Below are 15,399 nucleotides of genomic sequence, written 5' to 3'. Positions count from 1 at the left end.
CTGAAGGCACTCCCCGTGTCCCGTCTTCCGCTCTCGGCCGCACGCCGTTCGCGTCCGCTTCACGGCTGCGTCCTTGCGACCGGCGACCTGTCCCGTTTCGTGACGCTAGCACGCACCCCGCCGGGCGGCTGCCCGACGGGGTGACGCAGGCGTACGTGCGGGGACGCGGGTCAGCCGATGCGTGTCAGCTTGTCCGAGAAGCCCGGCTCGGTCAGGTCGGACTGCAGGGCGACGGGCACCTTCACGGCACTGCTGGTGCCGTCCCCGACGGTGAGCGTGCCCACCTGGGTGCCGGCCTTCGCCGTGTGCGGCACGTCGTCGGCGGTGAAGGACAGTTTCACCGTCATGCCCGCCCAGCCGACCGCCGAGACGTCCTTGGTGATGACCACGGGAGTGCGGCCGCCCAGCTTGTCGTCCACGTAACCGACGACGTCGCCCTTCTTCAGGATCTTCGCCGCGGTGACCGCCTCCTCGGCGGCGAGCAGCGCCGTCTGGCTGACCGCGTTGACCGTCTCGAGGATCCTCGGCTTGTGCTGGCCGAGGATCGCGCCGACGAGGGTCACCGTCTGCCCGTCGACCTCCTTGCGGGAGGCGAAGAGCAGGTTGCCGCCGGCCGCGGTGGTGCTGCCGGTCTTGATGCCGATCGCGCCGATCTTGTACGGCAGCACGTTGTAGTTGGGCCAGTTCTTGCCGGACGGGTCGTCCCAGCTGGCCGCGCTGGAGATGGAGACCAGGGCCGGCACCTTCACGAACGCCCGGCCGAGCTTCACCTGGTCCTCGGCCGTGGAGACGGTGGTCTCCTTCAGGCCCGAGGGGTCGGTGTACGTCGTGTCGGTCATCCCCAGTTCCTTGGCGGTGGCGTTCATCTTCTTCACGAACGCCGCCTCCGTACCCGCGTCCCAGCGCGCGAGCAACCGCGCGATGTTGTTGGCGGAGGGGATCAGGACGGCCGACAGGGCCTGCTTCTCGGTGAGCCGGTCGCCGGCCTTGACGGTGTTGAGCGTCGACTCGTCGCCGGAGACGTCGTAGCCGCCCTCCTTCTCCGCCGTCGCGTCGACCTCGATCTCGGGGCCTTCCTCCCCGGCCTTCATCGGGTGGTCCTTGAGGATGATGTACGCGGTCATGGTCTTGGCGACCGAGCCGATGGCCACGGGCGTCTGCTTGCCGAAGCTGCCCATCGTGCCGACGCCGTCCGCGTCGATCCAGCCCTGCCCCTCGCCCGGCCAGGGCAGCTGCGTCTTGCCGCCCTCGAAGGTGTACGAGTCCTCCGCGGTGAGGGCCAAAGCGGTCGCCGGCAGCGGCCGCACGGCCTGCGCGATCGCAAACGCGACCAGCAGCAGGATGACCAGGGGCGTCCAGATCTTGAGCCGCCGTCCGAGCGTGCGCAGCGGGGTGGGCGGGGGCGGCGGGGTGTTCGTCAGCTCCGCCAGCAGGTCCAGCGGCGGCCTCGGCGGCAGCGGCTGCTGGGTGGTGCGCTCGGGTCCGACCTGCGGGACCAGTGCGGTGACGTCGGCCGGCTTGTGCGGCCGGGGCTCGTCGAGCGGCTTGAGCGCGACGAACTTGCTGGTCCGCTCGGCAGGTGCCTCGGGCTCGGCCGGCCGGCCGGTCTTCGGGGCGTCCTTCGGGGCGGCCTTCGGGGCGGCCTCGTCCTCGGCCGGTTCGGGCCTGGTGGCGCCGCCCAGCTTCAGCATGGTGGTCGGCTGGTCGACGGCGGGCTTGGGCCGGGGCGCCTTGAAGACGGCGGTGGGCTGGTCGACGGGGGAGTGGTCGGGCTTGTCGGCGTCGGTGTCGCTGTCGGTGTCGGCGTCCTCGGCCTGACCGGGCTCGGCGTCTCCGGCGGCCTCCTCGTCGGTGTCCGACGCCCACTTCGGCGCGGGCTTGGAGGCGGACCTGGACGCGGGCTCGGAGGCGGCCCCGGTCTCGGCGTCCGGCTTCGCGGCGGAGGGCTCGTCAGTTTCGTCGGGTTCGCCAGGTTCGCCAGGTTCGTCGGCTTTCGGGGCGTCGCTCGCGGAACGTTCCTCCACCGCGGCGCCGGTGTCCCGGTCCGGGGTGGTCTCGTCGGAGATGCCCCGGTCCGAGGCGTCCTCGTCCGAGGCGCCCCCGGCCGTCGCCGAGTCCGTCGCGTCCTCTTCGGCGGAGCTCTTGTCGTCCGCCGAGGCCACCCACTGGGCCACGGCCTCCCGCAGGCGCTCGTCGCCGCCCCCGGAAGGGGCCTCGGCGGTCCCGCGCGCGCTTTCGGCCGCCTCGACGCCCTCAGGGCCGCCCTGGGGGCCCTCGGGGCCACTCTCGGTGTCCTCGGCCTCGGCGGGCCCGCCCTCGGCTGCCGTACCGCTGTTCTCGGCCTCCGTGGCCGTCGCGGGCTCCTCGGCGTCGTCGGCGTCGTCGGCCTCGGGTCCGCCCTCGGGCCTCTCGGTGTCCTCGGCCTCCGTGGCGTCCTCGGCGGACTCGCTCGCCGTGGCCTCGTCGCCGTCCTCGGCCCCCGTGGGCTCCTCGACCTCGTCGGACGCCTCGGGCTGTTCGGACTCCGCGGTCTTCAGGTCCCGTACCGAGAACACTCGCGTCGCCGTGTCCACGCCGCCCCGCGACGCTGACGGCTCGGCCTCCCGCGCCACGGCCACCCGCGGATCGCGGACTTCGCGGGAATCGCGAGGCTCACGCGCCTCGGGAACCGTGCTCGCGCTCCCCGACGTCGGTTCTGCCGACGACTCGCGCTGCTTCGACCTGTCGGGGGACTCGCCCGCCACCGATGCCTCCTCCATGTGCCGCACGCCCACCGCGCGCTCGTGCCGAACCGTGAACCGCCCGCCCGAGACACGCCTCACGGCATGTCCGAACCATGTACCAGTGTCCTGTGTAGAGGGCTTGGCTCCTGCGGTAGACGAGAACGACATACCTACTGGTTCCACTACAAACAGGTCACGCACCCTCGACAGACCAATGTGAGAGGGGTCACCCTGTCATTCATCCACGCGGGGAGGCATGGATGGGCAGGAGCCGCAGAACAATTCCGGAAGAGCTTTTGTTGCTGGCGCTGGACCCGACCACGGGTACCACCGCACAGCCGCAGTCGCTCGACCTCGGTCTGGCCGGAGCACAGCTAGTGGAGCTGGCGCTGGCCGGACGGATAGCCCCTGACGGGGATCGTATCGCCGTGGTGTCCCCACGGCCGACTGGAGACCCAACGCTGGACTGCGCGTTGGAGTTGCTGCGAAGGCGTGGCGCTCCCGTACGTGCCGTCCACTGGATCGGCGGGCCGCGTCTCGGGCTACGCCAGACCTACCTCTCGCATCTGGAGCGGTGCGGCATGGTTCATGCCGTGGCGGGACAGATGTGCGGAGTGCTGCCGACGACTCGCTACCAGGCGACGGACACCGACATCAGCCGGGAGATCAAGGCCCGGCTGGACTCCGCGATCCGCACCGGCGTACCGCCGGACCCGCGGACCGCGGCGCTCGCCGCACTGGCGCACGCGGTCGGCCTCGGCAAGCACCTGTACCCGGGCAACGAGGGACGTTCGTCCCGCTCCCGGCTGCGGGATCTGATCAGGCACGACCCGATGGGCGGCCTCGTGGCGCACGCCGTGATGGACGTCCAGAACGGCGCGGTGGCACAGCCGCGTCGCAACCAGGCACCACCCGGCCGGCAGGCCGGACCCGGTGCCAGGCCCGCACCGGAACCCGCCCGTGGCGTTCCGGCGCAGCCGCACCGCGGTCCCATGGCGCGTGTCGTGGCTCACTGAGCCGCAGTCCCACGACATCGCGCCGGCAGGGCCGGGTAACGCAATACGTAAGACCCGCAGGGCCAGTTGGACCCGTCGGACACAGGACCCGTTCCGGGAGCCGCAGCGGTCGCGCGGGGTGGTGGACGTACCGATCCGCCACCCCGCGCGCACGCATGTCGGGGGACGGACCCGAACTGGCGTGTACCCGCCGTGTATCCACCGTTTTCCAGCGGTGGAAAGCGCCTTGGTGGCAGTCTGCTCAACAGCAGATACGCAAAGTGTCAGTTACAGACACGCAGCCGGAGGTGCACGTCCCGTGGCGTCCAATGTCAATCCCACCGTCAGGCGACGCCGGCTCGGCCAGGAGCTGCGTCGGCTCCGTGAGCTCAAGGGCATGACCGCCGAAGAGGTCGCCGAGCGCCTGCTGGTGTCCCAGTCGAAGATCAGCCGTTTGGAGAACGGCCGGCGCAGTATCAGTCAGCGTGACGTCCGTGACCTGTGCGGGGTGTACGAGGTCGAGGACCAGCGGATGGTCGACTCGCTGATGGAGATGGCCAAGGACTCCCGCCAGCAGGGCTGGTGGCATGCCTTCGGCGACGTTCCGTACAGCGTCTACATCGGCCTGGAGACGGACGCGGCGAGTCTGCGCGTGTACGACCCGCAGGTCGTGCCGGGGCTGCTCCAGACCCGTCAGTACGCGGAGGCGCTGATCTCGGGGGCGCTGCCCGAGGCCCCGCCGGCGGACATCGAGAAGCGGATCCAGGTGCGCCTGCGCCGACAGGAACGTATTTCCACAGCCGACAACCCGTTGCGTCTGTGGGCGGTCCTGGACGAGGCGGCGCTGCGCCGCGAGGTCGGCAACCGGCAGGTGATGATCGAGCAGCTGGACTATCTGCTGGAGATGTCCCAGCTGCCGCACGTGACCGTGCAGTTGATCCCGTTCACCATGGGCGCGCATCCGGGGGTGAGCGGCCAGTACGCGATCCTCGAGTTCCCGGACGCCGCCGACTCCAGCGTGGTCTACATCGAGGGGGTCACCAGCGACCTGTACCTGGAGAAGCCGCAGGACGTGCAGAAGTACAGCGTGATGTACGAGCACCTGCGGGCGCAGGCCCTGAACGCCGACCAGACGCGGGAGTTCATCGCGAAGGTGGCGAAGGACTACGCCAGGGAGGTCGCCCCGTGAAGCGCCGAAAGGTACACCTTCGGCCGGGCCGGAGGGAAGTCCCTATGGAATATGCCATCCGGACGGGTGAATAGTCTCTCCGCATCACGATGTTGGCGAGTAGCGTCGATCACGCCATCAAGCAACAACGGTGGCGCAAACCATGCCGTGCAGACGGAGATCTGCGCACGGCGTGGTGACAGCAACTCAGCAACTGACTACCGGAGCGAACATGGCAATCCAGCAGGGCGCCGCGAACGAGTGGGTCAAGTCCTCCTACTCCCAGGGCAACGGCGCATGCGTCGAGATCAAGTCCCCCCTCCGTGCGGCCATGGCCGTCCGTGACTCCAAGGTCACCGAGGGCCCGACCCTGGCCTTCCCCGCCGACGCGTGGAACACCTTCGTGGCATCGGTCAAGGCCTGAGGGGACGATCCCCTGAGACCGGCCACCAGTACGACCGGATTCACCTGCACGACCAGCTTCACCAGTACGACCCAAGAGCCCCCTCGACCAGCTCGCCGTCCTTGCCGAGGGGGCTCGGCACATCCCCGGTGCATCCCCGGTACCTCCCCGGCGCGGGCCCGCCGACAGGTCCGCCCGCCGACAGGTCCGCCCGTCGTCCGGCAGACCCGTCGTCCGGCAGACCCGTCGTCCGGCAGGCCCGTCGTCCGGCTAGCCCCGCTTCACCGGGAACGCCACGTCACACACCGGATCCTCGGCTCCCGCCGCGTCCCAGTCGGCGAAGTAGATCTCCCGGCAGGGACCGTCGTAGTCCCAGCCCTCCCGCCTCATCCACGCCTCCACCGCCTCGTACGGGGCGAGGATCTGCGGGTGCGCCACCTGCGCCTTGGTGATCCTCGTGTACGCGAGCCGCCGGGCGGGCTCCACCCGCGCCTGGAACTGCCTGCCCCGGCCCTGCGCGGCGGCCGCCCAGGACCGGGCCCCGGCCTCCTCGGCGACCGGCACGCAGGACTCGACCGGCCCGTCGCTCTCCATGGACACCGCGGAGTAGTAGACGACGTACGGTGCCCCGGCCACGCCCCCGCACTCTCCGGCCGCCTCCTCCAGCCGCCTCAGCGAGGCGGGGATCCACAGGGGCAGTTCGTCCGCGAGCGTGTGCCGCGTCTCGGTGACGACCACCTGCTCGGGCACCTCGGCCAACCGGACCTCGAACTTCTCGTACATCTCGGAGCTCCTCCCCGACAGCCGTGCACGGAGGTAGTCGGCGAGGGTGCGCTGGGCGGCGAACCGGGCCTCGACATCGCCCCAGTAGACGGCGAGCAGCTCCCCGGACGCGGGCCCGTCAGCGGTCTCCACCAGCTCGGCGATCCGCGCGAGCGGCATGTCCAGCTGACGCAGCATGGCCACCAGCCGGGCGCGTTCCACCTGGCCGGCCCGGTAGTAGCGGTAGCCGCTGGCCTCGTCGATGTGCGCCGGGGCGAGCAGCCCGAGCCGGTCGTACAGCCGCAGCGCCTTGGCCGAGAGCCGGGCCCTCGCGGCGAACGCGCCGATCGTGAGCAGCGCGCCGTCATCCCCGACGTCCACCACGCACCTCCGTCGTCCTCCGTCGCCGGGCGGCCTTCGCGCCCGGCGACGAGGAGGCTCCGCCCTGCCCCAGGGGCAAGGTCAAGCCGGACGATCCCTTCGGACCGGGACCGCCTGGGGCGCTTCTCTCGGAGCAGCCCGGGTTTCGCGGTGTCCGGCACGGCACCTCGCGGCGTTGTCGCACGACCCGCGTACACCCGGTACGCGGATCATGCTCCGCCTTGCGATGCACCGCACCGGACACCACGGCCTGATCCGGCCCGATCCAGAAGGAACGCCCTAACCGAGCTGGCCCTCGATGGCCGCGACGACCTCGGCGGCCTCGGGCTCGGTCTGCGGGGAGAAGCGGGCGACGACGGACCCGTCCCGCCCGATCAGGAACTTCTCGAAGTTCCAGCGGATGTCGCCGTCGTGGCCCTCGGCGTCCGTGAACCCGACGAGCCGCTCGTACAGCGGGTGCCGCTCCGCGCCGTTGACCTCGACCTTCTCGGTCAGCGGGAAGGACACGCCGTAGGTGGCCGAGCAGAACTCGGCGATCTCCTCGGCAGTGCCGGGCTCCTGCCCGAGGAACTGGTTGCAGGGTACGCCGAGCACGGTGAAGCCCTGGGCGGCGTACCGCTCCTGGAGCTTCTCCAGGCCGGTGTACTGCGGGGTCAGGCCGCACTTGGAGGCCACGTTCACCACGAGGACGGCCTTGCCCGCGTACTGGGAGAGCTCCGCGGAACCGCCCTTGAGGGCATCGATCGACACGTCGAGGGGAGAGGCGCCTGCGTCAGTAGTCATGCTCCGGATGCTAGCCCCGGGCGGTGAACCCACCCCTTCCGGGGCCATCCCCCGCTTCCGGTTCCGGCCGGGACGGCCAGCGCCCGCCCGGCGGCGGACCGGGACGACCTGCCGGACCGGGCCAGCGCCCGCCCGGTGGCGGACCGGACCAGGACCTCGCCCGCCGCAGCGGGCCAGGACCTGCCCGGCGGCGGCGGACCGGGTCAGGATCTGCCCGGTGGCGGACCGGGTCAGGACCTGCCCGGTGGCGGACCGGGTCAGGACCTACCCGGCGGCGGAGCGGACCAGGACCTCGCCCGCCGCCGTCCGCGAGTACAGCACCGACCGCCCCGCGCGCCGTCGCTCCACCAGCCCGGCCTCCAGCAGCACCCGCAGATGGCGGCCGACCGAGCCGAGGCCCTGGCCGGTCAGGGCGACCAGCTGGGTGGTGCTCAGGGGGCCGGCCAGGAGGACGAGCACCGCGGCCCGGCCGGGCCCCAGCAGGGCGCCCAACGCGGCCGGTACGGCGCGGGCCCGGTCCCGGTGGTCCTCGGCGAGCGCTCCGGTGCAGGGATAGACGACGGCGTACCGCTCCCGCTCGTCCCACGACACCCACCCCGTCTTCGGGGTGACCGGCACGAACACCAGTTCGGCACCGGAGATCTCGCGGGGCGGATACTCGTGCAGGTTGACCTGAAACCGACTCTCGCCGAGCCACCGCGTCCCCGGCCGCAGCGAGTCCAGTACGGCCGCCCAGCCACCCCGGCTGACCTGCGCGGTCCGCGCGACGACATCGGCCTCCAGGACGCGCCGCCGCCGCTCCCAGTGCGGTCGTACGCCCGTCTCCCACACGTACTCCAGCAGCCCGGCCGCCCGGTCCGGCAGGTCGTCCCGGTCCAGGACGGCGGGCAGCGGGCCGGCCAGGGACATCCGCAGATGGGCGCGGGCCTCGGCCGGATCGGCCGACCGTACCCGGGCGACGCCCTCCTCGAAGCTCTCGCCGTCCCTCGGGGTGGGTGTGAGGAAGTCGGCGACCCAGCTCCGCCCCAGCCCGGCCCGCACCAGCAGCGCGGTCACCGGGTCGGCCGCCAGTACGGCGCGGTAGCCGGGGAGCCGGTCGCGCAGCCAGTCGCGCTCGCCGGGATGCGTCCCCACGCCCGCGTGCAGCAGCTTCAGGCTCGCGAAGGTCTCGGCGAGCGGGGAGAGCACGAACCGGCTGCGCGCCAGGGTGTCCGCGTTCACCTGCCACCAGCCCATCCCCCTGCGCCCCCACCCCGTGCCCGTACGACTGACGACGTTTCGCGGTCCGGCGAAACAATAACCACCCCTCCACGGCCCGTCGCAGACTCCGCCCATGACCGGCCACACATACCGACAGCTGTTCCGCACCCCCGAGTTCACGCCTCTCTTCCTCGCCACCGCCGCCCAGACCGCCGCCGGGACGGTGAGCGGGCTCGCCCTCGGCACACTCGTCTACCGCGCCACCGACTCCCCGCTGCTGTCGGCGGTGAGCATGTTCGGCCCGTCCCTCGCGCAGGTGCTGGGCGCGACCTTCTTCCTCTCGGGCGCCGACCGGCTGCCCCCGAGGTCGGCGCTGACCGGACTCTCCCTCGCCTTCGCCGCCGCGACGGCCGTCCTGGCGCTGCCCGGACTGCCGGTGTGGGGTGTCTTCGCGGTCGTGCTCCTCCAGGGGCTGATCGCCTCGCTCGGCGGCGGCGTCCGCTGGGGCCTGTTGAACGAGATCCTCACCAAGGACGGCTATCTGCCGGGGCGTTCACTCTTCAACATGCTGAGCGGGCTGACGCAGATCATCGGCTTCGCCGCCGGCGGCGCGCTCGTGACCGTGCTCTCCCCGCGTCCGGTCCTGCTGCTCGCCGCCCTGCTCTACACGACCGCCGCCGTCGTCACCCGCCTCGGCCTGACCCTCCGCCCGCCGCGGGCCTGCGGCCGTCCCTCGGTCGCGGCGACCCGGCGCACGAACGCCGTGCTGTGGTCCTCCCGGCCCCGCCGCCTCACCTATCTGGGCCTGTGGCTCCCCAACGGGCTGGTCGTCGGCTGCGAGGCGCTCTTCGTGTCCTACGACCCCGACGCGGCGGGCACGTTGTTCGCGTGCGGTGCGCTGGGCATGCTGGCCGGTGACGTGACCGTGGGCCGCCTCGTCCCGCAGGCCCTGCGCCCCCGCCTGGCCACGCCCCTCCTGCTGCTGCTGGCCACCCCCTACGCCTTCTTCGCCCTGCGCCCCGCCCTTCCGCTCGCCGCGGCCTGCGCCGCCCTCGCCTCCGTCGGCTTCGGCGCGAGCCTGGTCCAGCAGGAGCGGCTGATGGCCCTCACCCCGCCCGAACTCAGCGGCCACGCACTGGGGTTGCACTCGGCCGGGATGCTCACGATGCAGGGCGTCAGCGCGGCGCTGGCCGGAGCTGTCGCCCAACTCACCTCACCCGCGACGGCGATGACGACGATGGCGCTGGCGTCGATCGCGGTGACCCTGGCATTGAAGGCCGCCGGACGAGCCGACGCGGAGCGCGAGGCGAACGACTTCGGTCGGGTCAACGGGTGAGCCGGTGAGCCGGTGATCCGGTGATCCGGTGTGTGCGGGAGCGAGTGAGTGCGGGAGCGAAGGGGAGACGGCAGAGTCACCGGGACGGCCGTGGGGGCCGAGGCCGGGCCGGGGCCGGGTGCCGGGGCAGGGGGGTTCAGGCGTCGGGCCGGGTGCCGGGGGCAGACCGGGTTCAGGCGTCGGGGTCCGTGAAGACCTCGGGCACCTTGTTGTCGACGACGACGCGGGCGAGCAGCGCGGCGAGCCGGTCGCGTTCGCTCGTGTTCAGCCCCGAGGGCAGGTTCTCGAGGCGGCGGCACGTCTCGTCGTAGAACCCCTGCGCCAGCCGGTGGCCTTCCTCGGTGAGTCCGACGCGGACGGCCCGCCCGTCCCGCGGATCCGGCTCGCGCCGGACCAGGCCGCGCTGGACCGTCCGGTCCACCAGGCCCGTCAGGCTGGACTTGGCGAGCCCGAGCATCTCGCCGAGTTCGCTCATGCCGTACGGCTGCGGCATCAGCACGCACAGCAGTTGGCCCTGCTGCGGTGTGATGCCGTGGGCGCGGCTCGACTCGGCGTACACGGCGTTCACGAGGAACGCCGACCGCACCAACGCGGCCACGACCGCCATCTGCCCACCTGCGGTTTTCCCCATGAGGGGCAAGACTAGCGGCGGGCGTGGGGACGGTTCGACCCTCGGCGGGCCGAGATGTCCGGGCGGCCCGGACGGTCGTACCCGCCCTTGCCCCAGGTTGATCCGATGGGTTTTCTCGACAGGTCGACCGGAACCGGATATCCCGAGGCTCTGTATACCCCCTAGGGGTATGACGGGCAAGAGGTCGCCCGTGCGATGGGGGGCGGGTGCGGCTGGCGGCGTCTATACGATGTCCGACCGGGAAACGGACGGCGGCGGAGAGGAGACGGGGCGTGACGGATCACCGGCAGCGTCCCCGGCGGCGCGGACAGGGCGAGCTGGAGGCGTTGGTCCTGTCGGCGCTGCGGGAGGCGGACGGTCCGGCCACCGCCGGGTGGGTGCAGGAACGCCTGGGCGGCGGCCTCGCCTATACGACGGTGATCACGATCCTCACCCGGCTGCTCGCCAAGGGAGCGGTCACCCGCGAGCGCGGCGGCCGGTCGTTCGCCTGGCTGCCCGCGTCCGACGAGGCCGGTCTCGCCGCCCACCGGATGCGCAGGGTGCTGGACGCCGAGCGGAACCGCGAGGCCGTGCTGGCCAGCTTCGTCACCGGCCTCGGCCCCGATGACGAACGGCTGCTGCGCGAACTCCTGGGCCGGCCCCGCGACGAAGACGAAGACGAAGACGAAGACGAAGACGCATACGAAGCGGAAGACGAAGAGGAACACAAAGACAAAGCCGAGGCCGAAGCCGAGGCCGAAGCCGAAGCCGACGGAACTGCCGCGGAGCCGGACGCGGGGGAAGGCTGACGTCTCATGGGGGTCTTCGTCTTTCTGCCCCTGGTGCTGCCGCTCACCGCGTGGCCGGTCGCGCGGCTCGCCGAACAGCATCTGCATCCGCGCACCGCGACCCGGCTGCTGACCGGCGTGGCCACGGTGATGGCCGTGTGCAGCACGGTGTGCCTGGGGCTCCTCATGGTCGTCGGCACCGCCCAGCTCCCCGGCAACCCGCTGCCCGACGGCTGGTCGGACCCCGAGGTACGCCAGGCCGTCCCCTACGACGAGATCGCCGGCCGGGCCGCCATCCCCGCGCTGTGCGCGGTGGCCCTGCTCTGCGGCCGGACGCTGCTGCGGCACGGCCGGGTGCGCCGCCGGGCCCACCGGGCGCTCGCCGGGCTGCCGGGCACGGAGGTCGTGGTCCTGCCCGACGGGACGCCGTACGCGTACGCCCTGCCCGGCGGCCGCCGCGACCGGATCGTCGTGACCACCGCCCTGCTGGCCTGCCTCGAACCGGCCGAGCGGCGGGCCCTGTTCGCCCATGAGCGGGCCCACCTCGCCGGCGGCCACCACCGGCACCTGCTCGCCGTCCGGCTGGCCGCGCGGGCGAACCCGTTCCTGTGGCCCCTTCGTACGGCCGTGGCGTACACGGCGGAGCGCTGGGCGGACGAGGAGGCGGCCCGGACGGTCGGCAGCCGCCGTACGGTGGCCCGGGCGATCGGCAGGGCGGCCCTGGTCTCCGGGCGCGCGCCCCTGCCGGGGCTCGCCGGCTTCGCCGCGCCGGGGCCGGTGCCGCGCAGGGTGACGGCCCTGCTCGGCCCCGCCCCGGCGGTGCGGCGCTGCCCGTCGGTGTTCACCACCGTCGGTCTCGCGGTCTGGGCCGCCGCGGCGGGGACGGCCGTGTCGGCGATGTCGTCGGCGAACTCGGCCGTCACGATGCTCTTCATCCTGCACGCCGCGACGCGCCTTTGACCGTCCGGCCGCGTCGGGAGGTTTATCCGGCCGAAAGCCGGTAAGCAGGGCCCGGGTAATGCTGTCGGAGCTTTCCCCGCCCGGCGGGTCCTGGGCGGGTGGCACGGTCGTGTGAGAGGTGTTCTGGTCTGTCCGGGTTGCGCCAGGAGGGCATCGGGCAGGCCACACTGCCCTCGAACGGCACCGAGCCGACACCGGCGGGGCCGACGCACGCCGAGCCGACACCGGCGGGGCCGACGCACGCCGAGCCGACACCGGCGGGGCCGACGCACGCCGAGCCGACACGGGCCCAGCCGGCGCACGCCGAGCCGACACCCTCGGCGCCGGCGCACGCCGAGCCGGCCCCCGCGGAGCCGCCACGGGCCGCGCCCGCGAAGACGCGAGACGACTTCTTCGACAACGCGAAGTACCTGGCGATCCTGCTGGTCGCCGTGGGCCACGCCTGGGAACCCCTGCGCGAGGGCAGCCGCACGGTCACCGCGTTCTACACGCTCGTGTACGCCTTCCACATGCCGGCGTTCATCGTCATCTCCGGCCACTTCTCCCGCGGCTTCGACGGCGGCCCGCGGCGCGTCAAGCGCCTGATCACCGGCGTGGCCGTGCCCTACGTGGTCTTCGAGGTGGCGTACACCCTCCTCACGAGGTGGACCGACGACGCCCCCGACCGCGACATCAGCCTGCTGGACCCCCTCTACCTGACCTGGTTCCTGGCCGCCCTGTTCATCTGGCGGCTGACCGCGCCGGTCTGGCGCCTCGTACGCCGGCCGCTGCCGCTCGCGCTCGCCGTCGCGATGCTCGCGACCCTCTCGCCCGCCATGGGCAAGGACCTCGACCTCCAGCGGGTCCTCCAGTTCCTGCCCTACTTCGTCCTGGGCCTGCTGCTGAGGCCTGAGCACTTCCGGCTGGTGCGCCGCCGCGCGGTACGGGTCGCATCGGTGCCGGTCTTCGCGGCCGCGCTCGCCGTGGCCTACTGGGCGGCCCCGCGCGGCGTCTACCCCTGGTTCTTCCACAACGACAGCGCCGTACAGCTGGGGGCGCCCGCCTGGTACGGCCCCGTGATGACCCTGGCCACCTTCGGCTGCTCCCTCGTCCTGGTGGCCTGCTTCCTGGCCTGGGTGCCGGGACGCCACACCTGGTTCACCGCCCTGGGCGCGGCCACGCTCTACGGCTATCTCCTGCACGGCTTCGTCAAGCAGGCCGCCGGCCCCGCCCACTGGTACGACCACCCCTGGATCCACCAGCCGCTCGGCGCCCTCGCCGTCACCCTCGTCGCCGCCCTGACCGTGACCCTGCTGTGCACATCCCCCGTCCGGCGGGTCTTCCGGTGTGTGGTGGAGCCCAGGGCGGAGTGGGCGTTCAGGCGGAGCGGCGAGGGCGGACGCGCGGCGGCGTAGGCACGGTCACTCGGTGCTCCGGGCGGTGGCGGTGGTCGTCCTGGCGGCCCAGCCTGCCGGGAGCAGGGCACCCGCCACCGCGATGACCAGACCGCCCAGGGCGAGCAGGGCCGGCTCGGGCACGTCGTAGACGGCGATGTGCGAGGGCGGCAGGGCCATGCCGACGGCGAGGCCCATGAGCGGTGTGACGTAGTGGTGCAGCGCCACGCCGACCGGGACCGCCAGCGCGCCGGCCGGCAGACCGATGACGGCGACCGAGGTGACGACCATGGTCAGGGTCTGGCGCGGGGCCATGCCCAGGGCCTTCAGGACGCCGAGGTCGTGGACCCGGTCGCGGGTGTCGAGGACGACCGTGTGGAACACGCCCGGTCCGGCGACCACGACGAGCATGAGGGTGAGCGTCCCGATCAGCCAGTCGCCCGAGACCATCGGGGGGCCGTCCGGGGTCTCCTCCGGGCTAAGCGGAGTGATCTGCCTCACATGTTGTCACAGGGGTCGGCGACACGGTGTCTTGAGGCCGAACCACCGAACATGGAGGAGACGACATGGCCGAGAACACCGATGTTGTCGTGATCGGCGGCGGATACGCCGGCGTGATGGCGGCCAACCGCCTGACGCAGCGCGACGACGTGACCGTGACGCTGATCAATCCCCGCCGCACCTTCGTCGAGCGGATCCGGCTGCACCAACTGGTGGGCGGGTCGGACGACGCGGTCGTCGACTACGCGAAGATCCTGGCCGACGGCGTCCGGCTGACGGTCGACACCGTGACCCGGATCGACGCGGCCGGACGCCACCTGGAGCTGGCCTCGGGCGGCACGGTCGACTACGACTACCTGGTCTACGCGGTGGGCAGCGGCAGCGCCGACCCCGGGGTACCCGGCGCGGCGGAGCACGCCTACCCGCTCGCCGACCTGGAGGAGGCCGAGCGGCTGCGGCCGGTCATCGCCGCCGCGCCCGTCTCGGCGGCGGTGTCGGTGGTCGGCGCCGGCCCGGCCGGTATCGAGACCGCCGCCGAACTGGCGGAGAAGGGCCGCACCGTGACCCTGGTCTGCGGTGGCGTGCTCGGCCCGTATCTGCACCCTCGGGGCCGCCGCGCGGTCGCCGGGCGACTGGCCAAGCTCGGCGTGACCGTGCTCGACGGCCCCGGCACCCTGGTGACGGAGGTGACCCGCGATGCCGTACGGCTCGCCGACGGCCGCGAACTGCGGAGCGAGGTGACCGTCTGGACCGCCGGGTTCGGCGTGCCGGACCTGGCCGCGCGCAGCGGACTGAGCACCGACGCCCTGGGCCGCCTGCGCACCGACGAGACCCTCACCAGCGTGGACGACCCGCGCATCGTCGCGGCCGGGGACTCCGCGGCACCGTCGGACCTGCCGTTCCGACAGGGCTGCCAGTCCGCGGTCCAGCTCGGCCCGCAGGCCGCCGAGACGGTGCTCAGCCGTATCGCCGAGAAGCCGCCCACGCCCATCGACGTGGGGTTCGCAGGCCAGTGCCTGAGCCTCGGACGGCGCTCCGGCGTCTTCCAGTTCGCCCGCAGGAACGACATGGCGATCAGCCTGTACCTCGGCGGCCGTCTGGGCGGGAGGGTCAAGGAGATCGTGTGCAGGAGCACCGTCTGGCAACTGTCGTACGAGGCGCGCAAGCCCGGCGTGCGCACCTGGTGGAGCAAGGACGCCAAGCGCGGGGAACTGCTCCGGGCGAAGCAGCGCGAGGCCCCCGACACCGCCGACCGGGCTGCCTAGAGGGCGGGTCTGACCGTTCCCGTCGGGCGCGCGGCGTCTGGTACGGCGCCTGGTACGGCGCCTCGCCGCGGTGTCGGATCACCCGAGTGCATCCGGTACGCGGGCGATCCTCAAGCCTTGCGACGCACGCACCGGACGCACCGCACCGGAC

The 15,399-nt window shown here is 72.6% G+C and carries 14 protein-coding genes; 8 read left to right on the top strand and 6 right to left on the bottom strand.

Annotated features, from left to right (window positions below):
- Positions 1-170: 170 nt before the first annotated feature.
- Complete coding sequence (locus QQM72_RS20095) at positions 171-2,759, bottom strand: D-alanyl-D-alanine carboxypeptidase (RefSeq protein WP_314222333.1); 2,589 nt, start codon at positions 2,757-2,759, stop codon at positions 171-173.
- 224 nt (positions 2,760-2,983) lie between these two features.
- Here QQM72_RS20095 and QQM72_RS20090 point away from each other — a divergent pair, with 224 nt between their 5' ends.
- From QQM72_RS20090 to QQM72_RS20080, 3 genes are all read left to right on the top strand, one after another.
- Positions 2,984-3,739: a GOLPH3/VPS74 family protein gene (locus QQM72_RS20090; protein ID WP_028807190.1), complete on the top strand. Its 756-nt coding sequence runs from the start codon at positions 2,984-2,986 to the stop codon at positions 3,737-3,739.
- A 298-nt stretch (positions 3,740-4,037) separates the two neighbouring features.
- Positions 4,038-4,907, top strand: a complete 870-nt coding sequence (locus QQM72_RS20085; protein ID WP_028807189.1) for a helix-turn-helix domain-containing protein — start codon at positions 4,038-4,040, stop codon at positions 4,905-4,907.
- A 211-nt stretch (positions 4,908-5,118) separates the two neighbouring features.
- Positions 5,119-5,310 carry a DUF397 domain-containing protein gene (locus QQM72_RS20080; RefSeq protein WP_020131958.1) on the top strand — a complete coding sequence of 64 codons (192 nt, stop codon included), beginning with the start codon at positions 5,119-5,121 and terminating at the stop codon, positions 5,308-5,310.
- 249 nt (positions 5,311-5,559) lie between these two features.
- Here the strand turns inward: QQM72_RS20080 and QQM72_RS20075 are convergent, their stop codons facing one another.
- The 3 genes from QQM72_RS20075 to QQM72_RS20065 all read right to left on the bottom strand — a co-directional run bounded on the left by QQM72_RS20075 (position 5,560) and on the right by QQM72_RS20065 (position 8,451).
- On the bottom strand, positions 5,560-6,432 hold the full coding sequence (locus tag QQM72_RS20075) for a MerR family transcriptional regulator (protein WP_314222241.1): 873 nt from the start codon (positions 6,430-6,432) through the stop codon (positions 5,560-5,562).
- A gap of 279 nt (positions 6,433-6,711) precedes the next feature.
- Complete coding sequence (locus tag QQM72_RS20070; RefSeq protein ID WP_314222240.1) at positions 6,712-7,215, bottom strand: glutathione peroxidase; 504 nt, start codon at positions 7,213-7,215, stop codon at positions 6,712-6,714.
- A 264-nt stretch (positions 7,216-7,479) separates the two neighbouring features.
- A complete protein-coding gene (locus QQM72_RS20065; RefSeq protein WP_314222239.1) occupies positions 7,480-8,451 on the bottom strand; it encodes a winged helix-turn-helix domain-containing protein in 972 nt (323 codons plus the stop codon).
- A gap of 97 nt (positions 8,452-8,548) precedes the next feature.
- Between QQM72_RS20065 and QQM72_RS20060 the strand changes: the two genes are divergently transcribed.
- Positions 8,549-9,751, top strand: a complete 1,203-nt coding sequence (locus tag QQM72_RS20060; protein ID WP_314222238.1) for an MFS transporter — start codon at positions 8,549-8,551, stop codon at positions 9,749-9,751.
- Positions 9,752-9,923: 172 nt separating this feature from the next.
- Here the strand turns inward: QQM72_RS20060 and QQM72_RS20055 are convergent, their stop codons facing one another.
- The gene (locus QQM72_RS20055) at positions 9,924-10,358 is read right to left on the bottom strand and encodes a MarR family winged helix-turn-helix transcriptional regulator (RefSeq protein WP_142267896.1); all 435 of its coding nucleotides are present in this window, start codon (positions 10,356-10,358) and stop codon (positions 9,924-9,926) included.
- 296 nt (positions 10,359-10,654) lie between these two features.
- On the opposite strand from QQM72_RS20055, the gene QQM72_RS20050 reads away from it, so the two are divergent.
- From QQM72_RS20050 to QQM72_RS20040, 3 genes are all read left to right on the top strand, one after another.
- Complete coding sequence (locus QQM72_RS20050; RefSeq protein ID WP_314222237.1) at positions 10,655-11,170, top strand: BlaI/MecI/CopY family transcriptional regulator; 516 nt, start codon at positions 10,655-10,657, stop codon at positions 11,168-11,170.
- A gap of 6 nt (positions 11,171-11,176) precedes the next feature.
- Positions 11,177-12,109, top strand: coding sequence for a M56 family metallopeptidase (locus tag QQM72_RS20045; RefSeq protein WP_314222236.1), 933 nt, complete (start codon positions 11,177-11,179; stop codon positions 12,107-12,109).
- Between the two features lie 137 nt (positions 12,110-12,246).
- On the top strand, positions 12,247-13,503 hold the full coding sequence (locus QQM72_RS20040) for an acyltransferase family protein (protein WP_314222235.1): 1,257 nt from the start codon (positions 12,247-12,249) through the stop codon (positions 13,501-13,503).
- Between the two features lie 6 nt (positions 13,504-13,509).
- Here QQM72_RS20040 and QQM72_RS20035 read toward each other — a convergent pair whose 3' ends face one another.
- A complete protein-coding gene (locus tag QQM72_RS20035) occupies positions 13,510-13,932 on the bottom strand; it encodes an ABC transporter permease (protein WP_314222234.1) in 423 nt (140 codons plus the stop codon).
- Between the two features lie 116 nt (positions 13,933-14,048).
- On the opposite strand from QQM72_RS20035, the gene QQM72_RS20030 reads away from it, so the two are divergent.
- A complete protein-coding gene (locus QQM72_RS20030; protein WP_314222233.1) occupies positions 14,049-15,248 on the top strand; it encodes an NAD(P)/FAD-dependent oxidoreductase in 1,200 nt (399 codons plus the stop codon).
- The last annotated feature ends 151 nt before the right edge of the window (positions 15,249-15,399 follow it).

The organism is Streptomyces zaehneri (genome assembly GCF_032248645.1).
GTDB classification, from domain to species: Bacteria; Actinomycetota; Actinomycetes; order Streptomycetales; family Streptomycetaceae; genus Streptomyces; species Streptomyces coriariae.
The sequence above is the reverse complement of the archived record's forward strand: the minus strand, read 5'-3'. Positions and strand labels throughout refer to the sequence as shown.

What these genes read in the sequence shown, in the direction of transcription:
- QQM72_RS20060 (WP_314222238.1), top strand. Translation starts at nt 8,549, where the DNA reads ATGACCGGCCACACATACCGACAGCTGTTCCGCACCCCCGAGTTCACG.
- QQM72_RS20030 (WP_314222233.1), top strand. Translation starts at nt 14,049, where the DNA reads ATGGCCGAGAACACCGATGTTGTCGTGATCGGCGGCGGATACGCCGGC.
- QQM72_RS20055 (WP_142267896.1), bottom strand. Translation starts at nt 10,358, where the DNA reads ATGGCGGTCGTGGCCGCGTTGGTGCGGTCGGCGTTCCTCGTGAACGCC.
- QQM72_RS20065 (WP_314222239.1), bottom strand. Translation starts at nt 8,451, where the DNA reads ATGGGCTGGTGGCAGGTGAACGCGGACACCCTGGCGCGCAGCCGGTTC.
- QQM72_RS20045 (WP_314222236.1), top strand. Translation starts at nt 11,177, where the DNA reads ATGGGGGTCTTCGTCTTTCTGCCCCTGGTGCTGCCGCTCACCGCGTGG.
- QQM72_RS20035 (WP_314222234.1), bottom strand. Translation starts at nt 13,932, where the DNA reads ATGGTCTCGGGCGACTGGCTGATCGGGACGCTCACCCTCATGCTCGTC.
- QQM72_RS20070 (WP_314222240.1), bottom strand. Translation starts at nt 7,215, where the DNA reads ATGACTACTGACGCAGGCGCCTCTCCCCTCGACGTGTCGATCGATGCC.
- QQM72_RS20095 (WP_314222333.1), bottom strand. Translation starts at nt 2,759, where the DNA reads ATGGAGGAGGCATCGGTGGCGGGCGAGTCCCCCGACAGGTCGAAGCAG.
- QQM72_RS20090 (WP_028807190.1), top strand. Translation starts at nt 2,984, where the DNA reads ATGGGCAGGAGCCGCAGAACAATTCCGGAAGAGCTTTTGTTGCTGGCG.
- QQM72_RS20080 (WP_020131958.1), top strand. Translation starts at nt 5,119, where the DNA reads ATGGCAATCCAGCAGGGCGCCGCGAACGAGTGGGTCAAGTCCTCCTAC.